Annotated in this window: 9 protein-coding genes; 1 reads left to right on the top strand and 8 read right to left on the bottom strand. The window is 42.1% G+C overall.

The features are described from left to right. Nucleotides 1-27 precede the first annotated feature (27 nt). The 7 genes from NBH15_RS22705 to nadB all read right to left on the bottom strand — a co-directional run bounded on the left by NBH15_RS22705 (nucleotide 28) and on the right by nadB (nucleotide 16,685). Nucleotides 28-2,055 carry a beta-L-arabinofuranosidase domain-containing protein gene (locus tag NBH15_RS22705; protein WP_244050504.1) on the bottom strand — a complete coding sequence of 676 codons (2,028 nt, stop codon included), beginning with the start codon at nucleotides 2,053-2,055 and terminating at the stop codon, nucleotides 28-30. 14 nt (nucleotides 2,056-2,069) lie between these two features. After that, nucleotides 2,070-5,354, bottom strand: a complete 3,285-nt coding sequence (locus tag NBH15_RS22700; protein ID WP_250823617.1) for a glycosyl hydrolase — start codon at nucleotides 5,352-5,354, stop codon at nucleotides 2,070-2,072. Between the two features lie 100 nt (nucleotides 5,355-5,454). Next, a complete protein-coding gene (locus tag NBH15_RS22695; protein WP_233566892.1) occupies nucleotides 5,455-8,721 on the bottom strand; it encodes a glycosyl hydrolase in 3,267 nt (1,088 codons plus the stop codon). Nucleotides 8,722-8,883: 162 nt separating this feature from the next. Beyond that, nucleotides 8,884-10,515, bottom strand: coding sequence for a RagB/SusD family nutrient uptake outer membrane protein (locus NBH15_RS22690; RefSeq protein ID WP_233566890.1), 1,632 nt, complete (start codon nucleotides 10,513-10,515; stop codon nucleotides 8,884-8,886). Nucleotides 10,516-10,526: 11 nt separating this feature from the next. Continuing rightward, nucleotides 10,527-13,841 carry a TonB-dependent receptor gene (locus NBH15_RS22685; RefSeq protein WP_244050505.1) on the bottom strand — a complete coding sequence of 1,105 codons (3,315 nt, stop codon included), beginning with the start codon at nucleotides 13,839-13,841 and terminating at the stop codon, nucleotides 10,527-10,529. A 202-nt stretch (nucleotides 13,842-14,043) separates the two neighbouring features. Further along, nucleotides 14,044-14,979, bottom strand: coding sequence for a FecR family protein (locus tag NBH15_RS22680; protein ID WP_128133374.1), 936 nt, complete (start codon nucleotides 14,977-14,979; stop codon nucleotides 14,044-14,046). Between the two features lie 131 nt (nucleotides 14,980-15,110). Next, entirely contained in the window at nucleotides 15,111-16,685 is a 1,575-nt protein-coding gene (gene nadB, locus NBH15_RS22675) for an L-aspartate oxidase (protein WP_129697152.1), read from the bottom strand. A 202-nt stretch (nucleotides 16,686-16,887) separates the two neighbouring features. On the opposite strand from nadB, the gene NBH15_RS22670 reads away from it, so the two are divergent. Further along, nucleotides 16,888-17,583 carry a TapB family protein gene (locus NBH15_RS22670; RefSeq protein WP_244050506.1) on the top strand — a complete coding sequence of 232 codons (696 nt, stop codon included), beginning with the start codon at nucleotides 16,888-16,890 and terminating at the stop codon, nucleotides 17,581-17,583. A gap of 88 nt (nucleotides 17,584-17,671) precedes the next feature. Here NBH15_RS22670 and NBH15_RS22665 read toward each other — a convergent pair whose 3' ends face one another. Then, nucleotides 17,672-21,616 carry a two-component regulator propeller domain-containing protein gene (locus tag NBH15_RS22665; protein ID WP_128133372.1) on the bottom strand — a complete coding sequence of 1,315 codons (3,945 nt, stop codon included), beginning with the start codon at nucleotides 21,614-21,616 and terminating at the stop codon, nucleotides 17,672-17,674. Nucleotides 21,617-21,781: the final 165 nt, after the last annotated feature.

Here is a 21,781-nt window from a genome sequence, read left to right as displayed (position 1 = left end):
CAATCTGCTAACTCAACTATTCCGCTACTATCTTACCAGCGGAAATTCAGAAATCCTGAGAGTCGTACATCCGAAAGGAATGAGTGTGATCTCTTCTACAGGCTGTTTGCTTCTCCCTGTAGAGAAAGGTAACGGACCGGCCATTTCGTTGTACAATTGCCAGGAAGTTATTTCTTTCGCTTTTACTTTGATCCAGATGGGGGCATTCTCTACATTCCAGAAATAATTGCCGGCCTGCTTGCTCTTGTCGATCGTTACCTGGAAATTCTCCTGCATATTATCAGGATCGAAAGCAACTATGCCATAATTCCATTTGGTTGGTGAAGTCACTTCATAATAAGACTTTCCGAACTGGGTAACTTCATCTCCCTTAAATTCTTTCTTTTCCCATTTCTCATCCATTTTCAGGGCATATACCAATGGTCCGCGTTCAACGGCAACAGAGTTCTCATACCATTTGCTTGTTGAAACCTCCATGGGCAAATGTAAAAGAACCTGGTCTCCACTTTTCCATGTCCGCCGTATGATAGCCACGCTGTTTCCTTTGGCCGTTGATTCCGGGACGCCGTTGACTGTCACGGTTGCTTCCTTGCACCATCCGGGAATACGCAAATGGAGCGGAAATGCTATTTCTTTCGTTTTGTTAAGTAGCCGGACTGTCAGTTGGATTTTATCGTCCATCGGGTAACAGGTTTCTTCCGTAATTTTAATTTTACATCCGTTACCCACTTTTGCTGTTACTTCAGAAGGCGAGTAGGCCAATGCGGCAATACCGTTATCCGGGGTTGCATACCAAAGGCTTTGGGTGAACTTGGGCCATCCCTGGTGCATATTGGAGAAACAGCATGGATATCCGGTCCGTGTCCCGTATATAATATCTGTTTCTGCATGATTGGCATCTTCATAGAAATTGTGGGCGTGGCGGGTTATCATGACCTGGTTGGCTTGCTGGAAATATTGTTTGTTTATAAAGTCATCAGTGACCTGGGTCGGGAGGGCATTGAAGGCGATCCGTTCCAGATGATCTGTAAAAGCCAGGTCCCCTGTTATTTCCATAATCTTTTCCAGTGAATACATTAATTCGACGGCAGAACACAGTTCGGAACCTTGCGTAGGATTATTACCGTGTAATCCTTCGTCTCCGCCATACATCCCCTGCGGTTGGCCGTTGTATTGCCGGATATCGGCAAATCCTTTCTTTACGGCATCCAGGTATTTTTTGTCAGGATCTTGTTGATAGTAAATAACCGGCTCTTTGATACCTTGGGCCAGATTGACACAATGGATGGTGTTGAAGCGGGTCAGGTCATCCCGGTTGAGGAACATGTCGACGAAGTCATAGCTCTGTTTATGTAATAAATGACCTAAATCGAGTAGGAAGGCATCTCCGGTTATGTTGTAAAGCCAGTATACGGCCTGGAGATTGTCGCAGGCACGGTATTCAGCCCAGAAAGTCCAGTTTCCCAGCGGGGTGGACGGAAGGGTTTTCAGCTGGTAGCGGAAATACCGGGTCATAAAGTCTGTCACCCGCTTATCTCCGGTTGCCGAATAATATTGCTGCATGATCTTCAACAGAACCATTCGGGGCCACCAGTCGGCAGAGTTGTCCCGTTGAAGTCCGGGTTCTGGCGCATAGTCTTTGGCCGGTCCGAAGAAACCGTCCTCACGCTGGCTCTTCAAAGCCCATTCTATCCAGGGTTGTACCTTTTGTTTCAGTTCTTTATCATCGAGGATATAAGCCAGGGGCAACAATCCGTCTATCCAGTAAGGACCTCTTTCCCATTGGTCGCCGTCGCCTCCCAGCCATCCGTTACGTGCCCCCATTACTTCCGGATACAGGATGTCCATCTGGCTGGATGCCCCTTTTTTCTGCCGTTCCAGCATTTCAAGGAGCCAGCCTTTAGGTTTGATACTGCCTAACGGTAGTTCTATATAAGGTTTTCTTATAAGCGGATAGCGGTTATTGGGATAATCCGGATTATCGGCCTTCCCTGAAAAGGGAAGGCTATTCAATGCTGCTGCAATTAATAAGGATAGAATGACTTTATGTTTCATGACTCATTGTTTGTTTATTTTTCAATTGAAAGGGTTACCGGTCCCATAAGGCCGCTTTCTCTCAAGGGTTCATTCTTATCCGGCCATCTTAACACCCATGTCTTCCGGTTACTTTCCGGCTGTCCTGCGTCATAGACAAGACGGTTGAGCCAGGTGCTGGTTACTTTTACCTGAAGTGTGTTTTTTCCGGGACGAACGGCTTTTGTTACATCGGCTTTGTAAGGTGTGGTCCAGACTGTCCGGACAGGTTCGCCGTTGATGATTATTTCTGCAATCATATCCACTTTTCCCAGATCAAGAATAAACCGGTTGCCGGATGTATTATCTATATTGAAGGTCGAAGAATATTCGACTGTTCCGGAAAATGCTTTCGCTTCTGTTGAAGTATCCAGATCTTTCCACGGTTTCAGTTCAAATATCTGAAGAGATGCAGGTGCTCCCCAGCCGTCCGGGAATTTGAGTTCCCATGGCTGGCTGAGAGGAATCGTTGCTATGACTTGCTTTTCCACAGCACTTTTTGCAGGTATTTCGGGGTTGTCTTTGCGGAATACGACAAAATAAGATCCGGCCTGGGGTAAACTGATCTTTACAGATGTCCGGTCTCCCTTTTTTTCATATATGGCAGGAAGAACATCTCCTGTCAGAGGGTCCCATATCTCGGCATGTCCGCTATTTCGGAAATCCAACTCTCCCTGAAAACTTTTGTCTTTCGGTACTGTAACAAAATACCAGTCGGCATTCTCTGTCTTTCTGTGCAGCCACAGGGGACCTGAACCTTTTACATCCGGGGCGATATCCAGTTGTTCCAAAGCATCAGCCAAAGTTATACCGGAAATGATACGGCCTTTTCCTATCTGCCGGATACCTGTTTCCGACGCATTTCCCCATATTTTCTTTATGGTCCTGTCGAATCTTTTCTGTGCATCTTTTCCTCCTGAAAGTGTGGCAAGTCCGGATGGCACTTCTCCGACGACAGTCGCTCCTTCATAAATGAGTTCATATAATTTTTCGACTGTCTCCGGGCGCATGCGCGGTACCTCCGGTAGCCAGAGGAGACGGTAACGTAAACCTTCCGGAGTCACCAGGTCACCGTTGTTTACGGAAAGCCGGTTCAACAGTACATCCGGATTGCAATAGTCATATTTGAATCCTTCCGGGAACGGTGCTTTCTGGTCTGGTTTATGATCGGTCTCGTCTCCCAGATACCAAAGCACATCGGAGACTGGTTTCCCTCTTTCCAACAGATAGTTGCATCGGGCTAAATAAGTCGTAAACTCAGGCATGTATTTCCACCAGGTCTGTCCGCGTAAGAACGGTGTACCGATGCCTGCTCCGGAGAAAGAAGTTCCGGGAGGGGGAAAACCTACTTGCGGATTATGTGTATATGTATGGAATACCAGGTGGGTAACTCCTTCCGTAGAATTGACATTGGCTACTTCTTTCAGCATTTGCCAATGTTCGTCCCAGGTATGGTTAAAGGAAGTGAATGCTTCTGCCGCAACGCGGGGTTTCCCATATATGCGGGCTGCGGAGGCCGCCGGTTTGATCGGTTTGAAATTGATTGAACCTACGAAATTCTCCGTCATCGGTTGCCAGAACTCGCACATAGGGACATCGGCAAATTTGTAATATTCCAGGATATCCGTGGGGAAACCGTCGCCGGCACTGGTCTCGTATGTCAGGGAGAGATTATTCTCTTTGGCCAGCCTGGCTATATTCCCATAAAAGTTATTGACAAAAAGAGTATTGAGTACCCTGCGCCAATCGCATAAAAAGCGAAAAGTGGTTTCTTGATCTTCCACTATATAGCCGAAGAGTGCCGGAATCCATTTTTTCAGCGGATAACCTGTGATTTGTTCAAACTCTTTGTCGAGTCCGGCTGTCCAGGTCTGTGTGTAACACTCCCAGCTATCCATTAACAAGCCGTTGAGCAACCCTCCGGCTAAAGGACCGTTTTCTCCCGAGAGCCGTCCGATATATCCGGCGAACTGTGCACTGGAACCTTCTACGGAGAGTTTGTTGCATTCCCATCCTGTACCTTCCGGTGGTGCTGGAGAATTACGTCGTCCGGTATTCACATGGCCGATGCGTAAAACAGTCCATTTCCCTTTCGGTGCTTTCCATTTCAGATTGCCTTGTGCATCCATAAAGGTGGTTATATCCTTGATTTGTTTCGCATTCAGGTAGGTTTCCGGGTCATGCTGTTTCAGATCGCCTGTCCGTTCGATGCTTCTTGATACCCATGCGGCCTGTGACTCCCAACTGTTTTTGCGGGCAGCAGTGAATAAACGTAACGATTTAAGGGTGATATTGTGTCGGTTAATGAGGGTGATACGATATTTCTTTGCCCCTTTTGTCTCTGCACAGGCTAAAGAGATAGGGTAATTATCTTGTGTATTGCTCTGGGGAAGGTTTGTATTCAGAACTTCCCAGGTTGTTCCGTCAGGTAGACAGGCCTCCAGCTTCACACGCATATCAGGCTCAAAGCACCACGGGTGGTTCATTTCGTTACTGGAAGGAAGTTCCAGTGTACGGATAATCTCGTTTTCCGGGAATTCGACTTCGATCCAGTACGGGTTCTCGGCAGTAGTTGCGGTGAGCTGTACCGGGTTTTCACTTTTTTCCTGCCATAAATGTTCCCATGCCGCCTCTTTATTGCTTTTGAACGAGACTGGTATCAATGGCTTTCCGTCATCATCCACGGGCGTTGGGAATGCTATTACCATTAAGTCTTCATAATCCCTCCAATCTTCTTCACTGGGCTGGGGGAGAGGTAACTTTTGCATTATCTCATCCGAGTTCCCCTCTATGTCCGTGCGGCTCCAGGCCAGATGGCGCATGGCATTAGACGGTTTTATCCAGGGACCGCCCGCCATTGCCCATCCCGGGCAATTCTGCATTGTGAACCGTAACCCTAAACGCCGGCATTCTTCTGCCGTATGTTTCACCATTCCATCCCATAGCGGACTAAGGCAGGCTATTTGCGGATCGACCCCCGGCCAGGGGCCGCCGAACTGTCCGTGAAACAGATGTATCCCGGAGAATCCGGCATCCGCAATTGCTTCTAAGTCAGCAGTAATACCTTTGATGGATACGTTACCCCCGATGTAGTGGAACCAGGTTTCGGGGTAGAAGACTTTGGGCGGTGATTTAAATTTATCTGCGTCCGCATTCTCAAAAGGACTATATAGTTCTTTATCAGACGGCACGACCGGCACCTGTGCATTTGCAAATAAAATATTTGCAAAAAGCCCTGTTATGAAGCAGGACAATAGAATGAGCGAATCCGTATGTTTCATGATATAAAGAATTGAGTTTGTAAATTTAGAAGAATTTAAACGATGTTGTTCTCAAAAAAAGATTAAAATGCGGACAAATATCCTCATAATCGGAGATATCCTATCTTTTAATCGTGACAGGTCCTATAAGCCCTGAAGGCATCAGCTTGTATGCTGGCGAAAAACCAATATTCGTTTTGGTAATCCTTTTTTCTTCAGGCTGTGAAGCGTCATAGACCAACCGGTTCCACCAAGTATTGGTTACTGCTATTTCAAGAATATTTCCTTTCGGTTTGCAATATTGAGAAATTTCAAGTCTCCATGGAGCGCACCATACAGTACCCAGGTCATTCCCATTTAAACGGACAGTTGCCAGGTCGTGAACTGTTCCTAAATCAAGGAAAAGATTTTCTTCGGATAATATATCAAGATCAAATTCTTTACGATAAACCACTGTACCGGAATAATATTTGATTTCGGGTATATTGTTTGTTGTCAGATCCTGTAATGAATTGTAAATTACGGGCTCGCCAGGGCCTCCGGATTTAGGATCGAAATGCAGGCTCCATAAAGTATCAAGTGTTTTGACTACCGTATGCTCCGTGTAGTTAACTCCATCCTGCCGGGTATCAGAAGTAGGTTTACGGAAAACAACAAAAAGACCTTGGTAAGGTGCTAGCTGCATAGGTACGGTTGTTATCGAATCAGTGATTGAAAAGGCTTTTGCCGAACTTGTTGAACCATCAACCGGGTTCCAAAATTCCGGTACTTTTCCTGTCATACGAAACCTGGCATTTATATTTTCAGTTGTATTCCTTCGGTTAATAACAAAATATATATCAGTTTCTCCTTCTCTGCGATGGATAAAATCTATTTTTACGGGTGCTATTCCATAGCTGGCTATTTCATTCTCATTCATGTATGAGAAATCTCTTTCAATAGCATTTTTCTTTAATACGTCTGCAATTTTGAATCCACTGATAACACGTCCTTTGCCTACAATGCGATCAACTGGTTCATCCGTTTCGCCCCATAGTTTTTGGGTAATTTCACGAAGTATTTTTTCACTTTGGGGGAAATCTTTTAATCCTGGGGTTTTAACGAATCGCGGACCTATAACTGTTGCTCCTTCCTGAACTAATTCGAGAATCTTATGAGCAACTTCAACTGGAACAATCCCGGATTCAGGAAGAACAAGTACCTGATAATTCATTCCGTCAGGCAGGTAAATCCGACCATCCCGGACGGATAAACGGGTCATTATGATTTCTGTATTGCACACATCATAGTCGTATCCAAAGCCACGGTCAGGATCTATATTCTTCGGGGATACGAAACAGGGAACAAGATCTCCTTCATAATAAAGTACATCTGCAACGAAATGTCCGCGTCGAAGCATGTATTGGCAGCGTGCCAGATAGTCCGTAAATGATTTTGCCTGATTCCACCATGTAATCCGGTTATTGAAATGAATTCCGGCAGCAAATACAGTTCCCGGAGTTCCATTTGCAGGGCCGGATGTTGCAGAACCATGAAATGTTATATCGTTGATACCTTCACAAAAAGCGACATTGGCCCGTGGTAACAAAGTGGCAGGAGAACTTACCCAATGGGTAAAACTGGTAAATGCTTCCGAAGCCGTTCTCTTTTTCCCGTATAAATGAGAAGCACTGGCTGCTTGTTTGGTATTGACATTCTGGCGTCCCTCGTACCATTCTTCCGGGAGTGATCCGCTGTGATGTACTGCCTGTATCCATTGGTTTTCACTCCAATGGCCGCTATACCAGAATTCTCCGACCGGAACATCCAATCTTCCCAGATTCTTCAAACCGTCATTCATCATCAGTCGGGGAAGATGTTGTCCGCCGGCTTCCGCACGTACCATAACACCTTTTTCATGTGCGCGGTCTGCCCATACTTTATAATGTCCATCTGCAACACAATCTGCAATCGTCCGGCGTACGTCATTCAAAAAACGTTCTGTGATATCTGTATTTTCAATTATTTCGCCGGCCATAGCTGCAAGATAGGGTTTTGGATCATAACCCCGGCGATTACGGAACTCTTCCAGCATTTTTTTTGTCCATGAATAGATACCATGAATTTCTACATTATCTTCATGCAGATATTTAAAAGTTATTCCCTCATGTTTTTCAGCTTCACTGATTAGTATTCCACTACTATGATCAAAATCAAAGGATGTAGACTCTACTGATAAATAATCAGGCAGTAAACCGCCACCGACCGGAATCTTAACAAAAGCGGTTCCAACCCTGATGACTTTCCATTTTCCTTCCGGGACTTTCCAGTTTAAATTTCCATCCGGTGATATTTTATTGGTCAAGTCAATCGCATCCTTTGTACGGAGTGGCAACTTTTCAGAAGAAGCCCGTAATGGCTCGAGAGGGAAAGCCTGTTCCACCTGTAGTTTTGATGTGCCGATGGGAGTCAATGGATTCATCAGGCCGCGTTTGGCATTCATTAAAGCAACCTGGTGAACGTCCTCTTTGGTTCCAAGAGATACCATACGAACAGATTCGTTTGTCCCTTTCTTCAGGATAAGCCGGAAAAAACGAGCAGTGCATTCGGGTACGGACTGATAAACGTTTTGATAAACAATGCCGACTGAATGAAGCGTGTCGACTGGTTGATATGTTTTTCCGTCTTCCGAAAACTCAAGTATTGTTGTTCCCTCCCGTTCAAGATATACAAAATCGACTTTTTGGGGATGTTTATAATCAAATAGAATCCATGATTCTTCCGTCTCATTTTTCGGATTCCAAACGGTGTTGTAATCGCCATCCAGCATATTGTTGATATCTTTGGCATTACTACTAACTGAAATAGAGGGTTTAAATGATACAGGATCATGGACAGGATAAGCTAGAACAACATCATCCTTATATAGTCCGCTAACTCCGGATGGCATATTTAATTTCCCGGAAAATTGGGATTGCCCTTCAAGAATCGTTTCGCTGCATGCTACTCGTTTTGCCCCGTTTTCCTGATTGACCCAGGGACCACCGGAAGGCCATCCGCTACTTACATTAGCCCCACATTCCAGACCCAGACGGGCGCATTCCTGTACGGTATGGCGATATAACTCAAGCCAGGATTCACTTAAAAAAGGAACATCCGGCATTCCCCCATGATAGAACACGACAACTCCACCTATTCCCTTTTTACTTAATTCTTCCAAATGTTCTGTTATAGCAGGTTTATCTACATTATCATACCACCACATAAATACCCACGGACGATATTCTTTAGGTGGATTCAGAAAATGATCGATTGCTGTATTAGATCTCTCTGCAGCATGAATGGGACCTGATAATAAACCGGCAAAGAGTAGGATCGCAATAATTACAGATATTATTTTTTTACTCATCATTCTATTTTGATAAACTGTTTTTATAATATTACATTAGTCTTCCTGATATAGGTGTAGAGATTTGTATATTTCACATGTTCAATACACTTATAAAGTTCTAAGGACTGTATTGGTGTTTTACAGTCCTTAGATTAAGTCTATTTCAGAGTCGAAACAGAACTAATTTATCTCATATCCCGGGTTCTGCTCCAGGCTATTGTTACTTTTCTGGATTTCAGAGAAAGCTATAGGCAGGCGGTAAAATGCATCTTTCCATTCATTCTTCCGAGAATCCTGAGTCAATTTATATCGATTATAAGTAAATGTTCCATCATTATTCTTTATAATCTCATGGCCCATTATATGTGTAGTCTCTGTTTTTTCTGCTATCTTCCAGCGACGTACATCAAAATAACGATGTCCTTCGAAAGCCAATTCAATCATACGTTCATGGTATATTTTATTCAGTAATTCCTCTCCGGAGGCTGTTACAGGAGGCATTTTAACTCCTTCACGATCTCTTATTTTATTTATGTATTTACGTGCAAGATCTTCATTTCCCAAATGATATTGGGCTTCTGCATAATTGAGATACATTTCTGACAACCGGAATAGCGGAAAAGGTCCCGTATAATGTCTTGTTTCTGAAATGCCTTTATCCTCTTCTATAAACTTCCTTATATAGTAACCTGTCATGGTGGCATCCTGATTTGTGGCATCATAACCTCCTATATAAGTTTCTATTTTGCGATTCACAAAATCGGAACCGTTATAATAGATCGATGCATAGAAACGAGGGTCTCTGTTTGCATAAGGGTCGGATGGGTCGTACATTGATTTAGGGTTGACTGTTCCCAATTCACTATCGGTAACCGGAATTTCACCATCTATTGTTTCGTAAGCATCTACTATATTCAGGGAGGGAGCTACCCATGCACGTCCGTTATCTCCTGCGGTGCCAAGAAAAAAGGTTAATCGGCTGTAGTAGGTCTCATTGAATTCTTTTGTGAAGATAAATTCGCTACAGTTTACATCCAGAAACATTTTCTGATAATCTGTTGCCAGTGTATATCCTTTGTCGAAAAGAGCAGCAGCAGCTTCGGCTGCTTTTTGCCATTTCTGTTTATCGTTGGACGGATTATTCAATATACTTGCATCATAGAGTAATACTCGTGATTTAAGCGCGCGAGCAGCATTTCCACTAGCCCTGTTTCTTACTGAAGGTTTATCTGGGAGGTCGGTTATTGCCTCATCCAGATTTTTTACTATATAAGTAACACATTCATCCCATGAGCTTCTTTTTACTTGCGACCAGTCGCTATTGATATCATAAGCCTCCTCTATAATGGGAACACCTCCATATGACCAGATCAATTTGGCATAAATATAAGCACGTATGAATTTCATCTCTGCAATAAGCTCTTTTTTTACAGACTCATTAACCGATGATTCCTCTATGTTTTTAAAGAATACATTGATATTGTGTATGAATTTATACGAATTATCCCATACATATAATATGTTGCTTAGAGAGCCAACATTGTCGGCTGTCAATATGTTTTCCCGGACAAGATTACAACTACCGTTATTGTATTTACTGAAATTATCATCTCCGAAAAACATTATCTCATAATAATTATCCTTCGTACAAATACCACTATATTGTTCATTTACAAACATTTTTAGCAGGTTTTCGTCCTGCCAGACTAAAGGATCAGGATATCTGTCGGTTGGTGTTATGTCAAGCACATCACTACAGGAAGATAATAACATGATCCATGTTATGCTTACTAAATATATTATCTTTTTCATCATGTGTATTTTTAAAATGAAACGTTTACACCCAGATTTATCAATCGCATCGGATTCAGGTCCCATCCTCCGTTGGCAACTTCCGGATCTATACCGAATTTGCTGGTATGGTCAATAGAGAATAGGTTTGTCCCGCTCACATATACCCGGGCTCTTGACAAACCCACTTTAGATATGATCTCTTTAGGAATTCTGTATCCTATCTCTGCATTTTTGAGTTTGAAGAAATTAGCACTGATCTGAGTGAAAGTTGTTCCACCTATACCATATGCTGTACCTAACCGTGGTTTTGTACCATTCGGATTATCAGGGGTCATAGTATCTTCTGTCCACCATTGCAATATATTAGCACCACCGTTTGAAGTTGCGGGGTTAACCCAGTCTTCACGAAGGTAAAAGACTGCACGTGCTTGTCCTTGGAAGCCTAACGTCAGATCGAATTGTTTCCAACTTAGATTGATGTTGATACCATAAGTGATATCAGGTATATTAGTCAGATCCTGGCGTACCTGGTCCAGTGAATTGATTTCACCGTCTCCGTTGACGTCTCTGATTTTGATATCTCCGGCTACTGTTCCCGGTCTTTTGGGTACATTCGGGTCTGCAATGTCTGCTTCGTTATATATTCCGATCGCTTCGTATCTTAATGCTGCACCGATAGGTTTTCCTTCTTCTTTCTGGTATATTTCCGCCATGGGCGTTTCATCTTTAAATATTACTTTATTCCGGGCGTAAGTCAGGTTGCCGGATATTGAATAAGAAAAATCTTTGGTAGGGTCATCCCTGAAACCAAGCATCATTTCAACTCCTTTATTTTCGGTTTCTCCGATGTTTTCGTCAGGTAAACTCAAGCCTGTGAATGTAGGGATTGATGCATTACGTTTTGTCAGGATATCCTTTCTGTTTGTTTTGAACCAATCGAATTCAAAAGTCAAACGGTTATTCAAGAATCCAGTTTCCAATCCGATATCATACGTTTCGGCTTTTTCCCAGGTAATATTAGGATTGGGTACATTTGCCTGAGATATGCCTGAGTACTGTGTTCCGTTAAAAACTGAGCCGTCTGCCAACGTATACATCGTTAGATATTGGAATGAGTCTTTGAGATAATCATTACCCATTTTTCCCCATGAACCACGTGCTTTCAAATTGCTTAACCAGGTAATATCCTTCATGAAGTTTTCTTTGGATATTGTCCAGCCTCCTGAAACTCCGGGGAAGAATCCAAAACGATTTCCTGAAGGGAAGTTATGGGAACCATCGTATCTGAACTGGAATTGTAGCATGTATTTATGATCATAGTCATATAATACTCGTCCGAAGTAGTTTCTTCTGGCTGTTTTTGCTGAACTACTGTGATTTGTCTGTGTATTGGCATCTCCGGCATTCAATTCTCCCAATGCACTTGTAGGGAAATTAGTACGTTTGCCGTCCAATGCAGTACTTTTGGTTTGATTCTGTTCGAAACCGACAAAGGCATCCACCGTATGTACGTCAGCAAATGTGTTCAAATAATTGACACGTACATTTCCGTTTATATACTCAGTCCGCTTTTCCTCAATAAATAGCTGAGGAGCAGTTGTATGACCCATTAATTTTTCATAAGTATTGCTACTTTCATCATAGCTATATACATAATATACATCTTCGAATTGTTTGTAGTTCTGACCAAAATAGTCATATGCTATACTGCCTTTTAACGACAGACCTTTCACCCAGGGTATCGAGATGTCGATGGTGGATTGTCCGTTAAATACCCATGTTTTTGAAGCAGTACTACCGGCATCTCCTGTAGAGATAACCAAGGGATTATAATTACCCCATCCCTGATTTGTCGGATAATCTGTTCCAGGCCAGTATGCATGAGCTGTTGGTGCACTCAAACCGACCCAACTGTACATCCCGTTACCACTGGCTTGCCCATTATACGGTAAAGTCCGGTCTGTGTTTTTACCAAACAAGTCAAAAGTAAGTTTTATATAGTCGTTTATTTTTGCATCTATGTTTGACCGGACATTGTACATGCGGTTCTTCATAGAGCTTTCTCTGTAAGGAGAACCTTGATCCAGGAACCCTGCGGATACAAGATAAGTTAAGTTATCCATACCTCCTGTAAGTTGTATATTTGCTTTGTCCTGACCAGACCAGTTCTTTTGTACTACGTCATACCAGTTGGTATTAGGATAATGTTGTGGATCTGATCCGTCGGCGAATTTCTGTATCTCATCTTCTGTCCATCGAGCGCTGAGTCCTCTGACTTCATTTGCCAGGTTCTGAGCTCTTGCATATGAAGCTGAGTTTGCCATTTTTACAGTCCGGGTAGGCTGTGTAAATGAATGATTATAAGAGACTGAAATGGTCGGTTTTCCTACTTTACCACGTTTGGTGGTAATCAATATAACTCCATTTGCTGCACGAGAACCATATATTGCGGCTGAAGCATCCTTCAATACAGTGATTGATTCAATATCTTCCGGATCAAACCGACTGAATATACCTCCTTCTTCAGAACGAACAACACCGTCGATTACATAAAGCGGATCGTTGGATACCAAGGAATTCTGACCTCTGATACGTATGGTTGACTCGTCTGCCCCTGGTTCACCATTTCGGGTGTTAATAATAACACCCGAAAGACGTCCTGCTAATCCGGAGGCCATATTGGCTGTTGGGCTGAGTGAAATATCTTTAGATTTTAAAGAAGTGATAGCACCTGTAACCACTTCCTTTTTTTGAGTTCCGTATCCTACGACTACAACTTCATCCAATGCTTGCAAGTCTTCTTTCATGATAACATCCAATGATGTTTTATTCTGTACCCGGATTTCTTGTGTAAGATATCCGATATAGGATATTTGTAACATTGAAGAAGGAGAAACCGTTAAGGTATAATTACCATTTATATCTGTCATGGTGCCGTTTACAGTTCCTACTTCTATAACATTTGCTCCAATGATGGCTTCACCGTTTGAATCGGTTACCTTACCGGATATTCTTTTGCCACTTTGTTGCTTTTTTTCCGTTGTATTTTTCATTAACAGGATATTGTTACCTTCTACAGCATATACTACATCCGAGTTCTTAAAAAGAATTTTCAGAACTTCTGCTACGGAGATATCTGAAGCCTTTAATGATACTTTTTGTGACAGATCTACATTTTCATAATTGTAAACAAATAGATAATCCGTTTGTGACTCGATCTGACTGATAATATCCTTCATGTGCATATTTTCGGCTTGGATATTTACTTTAGTCGTCTGAGAATTGGCATTATTTGCCCAAACACTTGAAATACATAACAGAAATAATAAAAAGGTTAACTTCATAAGTCTGAATATGTGTTTAAAATTTGATAATAATAGGGCATACTTCTTCCCTATAGGTTTTTTTTTCATAACTTTGAAAAATCTAGAAAGTTAGTACTAAAATCAATTTGCTGTTGTGTCAGAGTACTGACTGTGATAACCGGGTTATGTTGGAGCATGATCCGGTTAATTTTTACATTCCATTTTTTATCTCATAGGCATTCTATTTTATAGTTATTAGATTTAAATCGTTATTTTTGGTATAACTGAATTTATGTTCTATCTGCAAGACTTTTAATACTTGCTCGATACCATCTTTTGTTCTGAACTTACCGGAATACCGACTGTTTAAAAATTTCTTATTGTGAGTCTCTATATTAATGTCGTAGTATAGTTTGAGTTTCTCAATAATTGTTGCAACCGATTCATTGTTGAAACAGATGAGTCCCTCTTTCCATCTGAAATAATCATAATCGGTAATATTGTTTATAATCAGTTTGTTGTTTTTTAATTTGATGTGTTCTTTCTCTTTCATCCGATAGGTGGATGAGAGGTTGGGCGAAGATAATTCTATACATCCTCTTAATAATGATACTTCAAAATCAGAAGAATAGGAAGTTACATTGAATTCTGTGCCTAAGACCTGTATGTCCATTTGACGAGTTTTTACAATAAAAGGTTGTTTTTCATTATGAACAACGTCAAAATAGGCTTCCCCGTTTAATTCTACCTGACGGTTTCCTTTTCCAAAACTGACAGGATATATAAGCTTACTATGTGCATTGAGCCATACTCGTGTACTATCCGGTAAAATTAACTCGGCACGTTGTCCGGCAGGTACATATAGTGTCTGATAGGTAATAATACTTTCTTCGGTAGTGTTTGTTTCGAATAATTTCGTGCCTCCCCAGAATATGATCAGTATAGCGGCTATTTTGGCCAATTCATAGCCTATTTTCCGGAAAGAGACAGTCCTTTTCTTCTTTTGGTTATCGGCCCGATTATCCGCTTGATTCAGTAGAGAGATATCATTTAGTTTATGTAATGCCATAAATTCCCGGACGTTATTTTCATCTGCATCTAACCAGTCGACTACGGCAATGATTTCTTCCGGGTTGACATTTCCTTCTACGTATCTTTGTAATATCTCTTTATCCATATAGGCTTACTAGTGTGTATTATTTTTGTCTTGTATAGAAAAGACAACACAAGTTCAGAAATCCCTAGTAGGAAAATGAAATATTTTAAACAAAAAGAGCATCCCGTGAATCAGAGATGCTCTTTTTTGTTTTACTGTTCCTTCTTTACCGGCGGATAATCCAACGTATAATGCAATCCGCGGCTCTCTTTTCGTTCGATGGCCTGGCGCATGATTAAATAACCTACATTAATCATATTACGCAGTTCGCAGATATCTTTCGAAGCTACCGAGCGTTTGAACAGGCTCTCCGTTTCTTCATAAATGATATCCAGACGGTCCCAGGCACGTTTCAGGCGCAGGTCGGAGCGGACGATGCCGACGTATGTACTCATGATTTGTCCCACTTCTTTCACACTTTGGGTGATAAGGACCATTTCTTCCAGAGAGGTCGTGCCCTCGTCGTTCCATTCCGGGATGTTTTCCTGATACTTCAATGAATCAATGATTCCTAAACTGTGTTTGGCTGCTGCATCGGCATAGACAACGGCTTCGATTAGTGAGTTGGATGCCAAACGGTTGCCACCATGTAAACCGGTGCAGGAACATTCGCCTACCGCATAGAGACGGTCGATAGAAGAACGTGCATCCAAATCTACCTTGATACCTCCGCATAGATAATGGGCGGCAGGAGCTACCGGGATATAATCCTTGGTAATGTCGATGCCCAGGCTCAGGCATTTCTCATAAATATTCGGGAAATGTTTCTTTGTCTCTTCCGGGTCTTTGTGTGTAACGTCCAGATATACATGGTCATCTCCACGGGTATCCATTTCGTTTTTGATGGCGCGTGCCACAATATCGCGGGGAGCCAGTGAAAGACGTTTATCATATTTCTGCATGAACTCTTTTCCGTCCAGCGTACGCAAAACGCCGCCGTAACCACGCATCGCTTCCGTAATCAGGAAGGAAGGGCGGTCGCCCGGATGGTACAAGGCCGTTGGATGGAACTGTACAAACTCCATGTCCTTAACGGTCCCTTTTGCACGGTAAACCATCGCTATGCCGTCGCCTGTGGCTACCAACGGATTGGTCGTTGTCTGGTAAACGGCACCTACACCGCCGGTTGCAATCAGCGTTACCTTGGAAAGGAAGGTGTCGATTCGTCCGTCCGGGTCCATGATATAGGCGCCGTAGCATTCTATATCCGGTGTCTGGCGGGTGACAGTGACACCCAGATGGTGTTGCGTCAGTATTTCGATTGCGAAATGATTCTCAAATACGGTGATGTTGGGGTGTTTTTGGATGGCCTGAATCAGGCTATCCTGTATTTCGGCACCTGTATTGTCTTTATGGTGCAGGATGCGGAATTCGGAATGTCCCCCTTCACGATGCAGGTCGAAGTTGCCTTTCTCGTCCTTGTCGAAGTCTACACCCCAGCTGATTAGCTCTTTGATTTGCTGAGGGGCGTTGCGCACGACCTTTTCCACGGCATCGCGGTCGCTGAGCCAGTCGCCGGCTATCATTGTATCTTCAATATGTTTGTCGAAATTATCAACAATCAGGTTCGTTACCGAGGCGATGCCTCCCTGAGCGAAATATGTGTTAGCTTCTTCCAGATTAGTTTTGCATACCAGGGCTACTTTTCCCTTGCTGGCAACTTTAAGTGCGAAACTCATTCCTGCAATACCGGAACCTATCACTAAGAAATCGAATCTTTGTACCATAAGACATTACTGTTTAGACCGCCAAAGTTAGGAATTAACTTTTATGGTTGTACCCTTCGATGCCCCTTTCCTTATAAATAAGGGCGAAATAGGCATTCTTTTGCTATTTTTAAAAGAAAAGCCATAAACATTCGCTGACTTCTCCTGTTTTAACTACGCATTGGATATCCGGCTTATTATTAATACTTAAACGTTTTGAAATATGAAATCTAAAGTTTTACTGTTAGCTTTGGCCGCTATGTTGGCAGGCGGGGCTATGGCACAAGATTGTACATTCTTTTTCCCTACGACAAAAGGTACTAAACTGGTGAAAAAGAGTTATGACGGCAAAGGAAACCTGTCAGGTGTAATGACTTATGTAGTGGATGAGGTGGAAAGTAAACAATCCGGCCTGGAAGTCGAAGCCGGCTACGTGTTCGTCAATAATGGCGGAACAGTTATCGACAAAGGCGAACTGGAGGCTTTTTGCCAGGATGGCGAATTCTTTATGGATATGAAAGAGGTGCTGTCCAATCCATCTTTTGTTACTACAACGAATACCGCAGTGGCGGCTACCGATGCCGTAATCAATTATCCGAGCGTAGCGCAAGGAGCATCTTCGGATGATGTCTATTTCGACGATGCAGTCATCAACATTTATTCAAAGAAGAATCGTAAAGACAGGAAGAACATTTCGATTTACGACCGCGAATATGTGAAAACCGAAGAGATTACCACTCCGGCAGGAACGTTCGATTGCACGAAGGTAAAATTTAAAATCAAATCACGTTCCCCGAAAGAAACAATCGAAGGTTACGGATATGAATGGTATGCTCCCAATATCGGGGTAGTCCGCACGGAACAATACAATAATAATAATGTATTGCAATCTTATTCCGTACTCGAAGAAGTAAAATAAGTAAAATATATTCCTTTTTGGAATTGTTTGACCGGTTTAAGTGGATACGCTGTTGCTGTGAAGCGGCGGCGTATTTTCTTTTCCCCTGTCAACTCTCTTTCCTTCTGTTTTTTTCTTTAAATTGGGTTGGAGTCATTCCTTTGACTTGTTTAAATATGGTACTGAAATACCGTTGATAAGTGAAACCTACTTCATAAGATATTTCCGATATGGTCAAATCCGTTTGTATAAGCATCAAAGAGGCTTTCTCTATCCGGATTTTATTGATGTAATCGTTAACGCCCATACCGGTAAGAACCTTTACCTTATTATATAAGGAAGCACGGCTCATAGTCATCTTTTTCATCAGATAGCTTACATCGAGGTCCGGGTTGGCCAGGTTATTATCTATCAGTTCATTCATCTTCGACATGAAATGTTCGTCTGCATTGCTGATTGTGGCCTCCTGTGGCAGGAGCAGGGTAGAGGATTCTTTATATTTTTGTTTGATGGCTTCCCGGCTTTTTAGCAAGTTAAGAATGATAGTCAGCAGGAAGTCTAACTCAAACGGTTTCGGGATATAAAAATCTGCACCGAGCTTATACCCTTGTTCGGTACTTTCCTGGTCGCATTTGGCTGTCAGCAGAATGATGGGGATATGGCTGATTTCAATATCGTTCTTTATATTCTTACAGAGTTCATAGCCGTCCATTTGGGGCATCATGACGTCGCTGACGATGATATCCGGTTGTTTAGCTTTCGTTATTTCCAGGGCGGCAAGACCATTTTCTGCGGTATAAACCTGCTTGAATATATCTTTGAACGAATCTTTCAGGAAAAGCCGAAGTTCATCTTTATCTTCTACGATGAGTAAAGAATATCCTGCACAAGAAATTCCGGTCGCGGACAAGTCTAACGGTATAGATAAATTTTCTTTGTTTTCTGTTTCCTGTGTTTCCTGTTGTCCGGACGTTGTATTTTCGGGCGATATGGGTAACTCATAATAGAAGGTTGCGCCTTTATCCGGATTATTATATGCACCTATGTGTCCTCCGTGCATTTCAATCAATACTTTGGCATAAGACAGACCGATTCCGCTACCGCTTTTATTGTGTTTGCCCTGATAAAAACGGTTGAAGAGCTTCCGGGGGTCGACATTCTGTAAGCCGATACCCTGGTCTGCGACGGCGACTCTGACATAGTTACCCATCAGTTGGGTCGATACTGTTATTTGTGTTTCCGGTTCGCAGAATTTAAGGGCATTCATCAGAATATTGGAAAAAATAGTCTGGCATTTCCATTCGTCGAACCAGATTGACTCAATCTGAGTATCCAGCTGATATATCAGCTGGATACTCTTTTCCTCTAATTCAGTTTTGAAATCTTCGGAGACGGAGACTATCCATTTATTTAACGGGTGAGGCTGTTTTTGTAAAGACTTCTGCTCCGTTTTGATGCGGTTTAGGTCGAGAACCATGTTAATCAGGTTTTTCATTTTTCTCGACTGTTTGTAAATAGTATTTAACTGGCCGTGAATAACTTCGGGATTCAGATTTTCATGGCTGGTGTCGATAAGTCTTTTCAACGGAGCGTAAATGAGTGTAAGGGGAGTCCTGAGTTCATGGCTTATATTGACCAGGAACTGTATCTTTTCTTCGTTCATGGCCTGCTCATGTTCTTTCATCTCCCATTTCAGTCGGTTTTCTTTTTTCTTCAGGATAGTATATACCGTAGCAGTAATGATTCCTATGATTAACAGGATTGCGCTGACAATAAAAAGATTGCTTTTATACCAGGGCGGGGTGATATGGAGTGTGAGTATCTTTTTGGGCTGGCTCCATATCCCGCTTTTCGTATTGTAGGATGCAATAATCGAATAACTTCCCGGGAGTAGTACCGGCAGATTTAATTTGTTGTTATAAGATTCGATGTATTGTTCGTTTGCCCCTTCTATTTTGTAGCGGAACATTGTTTTTCTGAATATATCTTTCTGGTTTATATTGAACACGACCGATAGAGATGTGTAATTCCAGGGAACCGTAATTGACCGTTGGGTTGCATCGAACTCTTTCAGATAAGTGCTTCCGTTGAATAGAATATCGGATAAATTTATTTCCGGTTGGAGGTCATTATTGTATGAGATATTCTTATCTATTTTTACCAGTCCGTCGGTTCCTGCCAGGTAAATGTTATTTGTTTTGGACTGTTCCTGATACATAAACAGGATTTCATTCGGCGAAAATCCATCGGATTCGCTCCAGATAATAAATCTCCCTTCATCGATAACATACGAAAAGAGCATATTCTGTGCACCTATCCAGAGACGCCCTTTATCGTCGAGGAAAAGATAAGACACGTTATTGAAAAGCCGGGTATTGATCCGGTGCAATACTTTCTCATTCAGATTGTAATAGCTGAGTCCCTGGTCGCTTCCTATCCAGACGGTCCCTTTTTTATCATAACAAAGGGTATGGATAGTTTCGCTTGGTTCAGTGGTGAATAGAAGGGACAGGCTGTCGTTCTTCTGTAATGTCTGTAAGACATAATTCTCTTTTATCATAAAAATAAGTGAATCGTCCGCATAGGTCAGGTTCAGCGCTTCCAGGGAGAAATCGGTTTCTTTTGTTTTTATGGTAGAGAAGGTCTTTGTCTCAGGATAGTAGATACGTGCACTGAGCGACAGAATATATATTTTGTCGTTGCTGACTTTATGCGCCAGGGGCATAAAGCCGTAATAACATTCTTCTGTATTGATCTGGTTGTTGACAATGGTAAATGGGGTGTATTTCCCCGTTTTTTTGTTGAAAACAACTATTCCCTGATTGAATAACGAGACCAGAAGCTCCGTGTCGGATAAGCCGGTAATGGAAGTCACCTTATCGCCGTAGGTGGAAGTAAATTGTTTGAATGTATCGGTAAATGGGTTGTATACATTGATTCCTCCGCCGTCTGTCCCTATCCATAAAAGACTGTCATTGTCTTCGTACAGGCTGGTGATGGCTTTTTCACTTAATCCGTTGGTGTTGTTTAAGGCAACGTCTTTATACGTCCTGATATAAGTTTCCTTGATTCCGAATATGCCGCCTCTCACACTACCGGCCCAGAGATTCTTTTCATTATCCATATAAAGGACAGTAATGGAATTGACGGGAAGCGAATTTGCATCTCCCGGAATATGTTGTAAGACGGTAAAATCTTTTGTGCTGGGATGATATATATTGATACCTCCGCCGTCGGTTCCTATCCATATATCCCCGTCTTTCTCCAGGATGCTGAGAATGATATTATTACTGAGTTTGGAGTTTTCGCTTTTGTAGTGGGCTATCAGTTTCCCTTTCGGGTCGTAGCAGAAAAGTCCCTGCCTGTAAGGGGATAGGTAAATATATCCTTCGGCGTTGATAAAAATGGCGGATACTGTATTGGTAAACGGCAACGAGTCGTCTTTATAAATCTCGTTTGTCGTATAATTATAGGTGAGAAGCCCATGCTTTTTTGTGTTCAGCAATACCTTATCCCCTTCTATGTTTAATATGCTGAGGATGGAATATTCTCCGGCTTCCCGTAAGTGATTTTCTGTATTGAGATGAGTACGTTCAATATTTTTGTTCTGATAATCAAAACGATAAAGTGTTTTTTCTCCTCCGAAAAGAATTCCTCCGGGTATACAGAGATAAGAAAATATCTTTTCTTTTATAATCGGGTCGAAATTGTTGTAGTCGGGATTATATTTAACCAATCCCTTATTGGTGGAAACCCAAAGATTATTGAGCGAATCTTCTGCAACAAATTGTATATAGTTGCCGGGAAGTGAATATTTATTGTCTTTTTCGTTGAAGAAACTTTTCAGTTCATGCTGGTCGTAGCAGTTTAATCCAGACTTTGTTCCTATCCATAGTATTCCTTTATGGTCGCATAAAATGGAGTTGATGCTCGATTGTGATAATCCCTGCTCGATTGCTATTTGTTTGAAATAATAGCTGGCATTGTTGCTCCGTCCGGTACCGGGTAAAAGACAGAGTAAAATAATGTATGCGATATGTGGAAAAAACTTCATAATCTAATTTTACTTTTTTTACAAATATACAGCTAAACAATGAATTCCCCAATAGGTAAAATAGTATAGGATCCAAAATCATATTCAAAAGGTTTGATTGTTATTTTCTGATAATTAGGTGTTTGTACAATAGAGGAATACTTTTAGACAGGATTTGACGCCCTT

It is taken from the genome of Parabacteroides caeci (assembly GCF_023656795.1).
Classification (GTDB): Bacteria; Bacteroidota; Bacteroidia; order Bacteroidales; family Tannerellaceae; genus Parabacteroides; species Parabacteroides segnis.
Note: the sequence above shows the minus strand (reverse complement) of the source record. Positions and strands in the feature narration are given on the sequence as shown.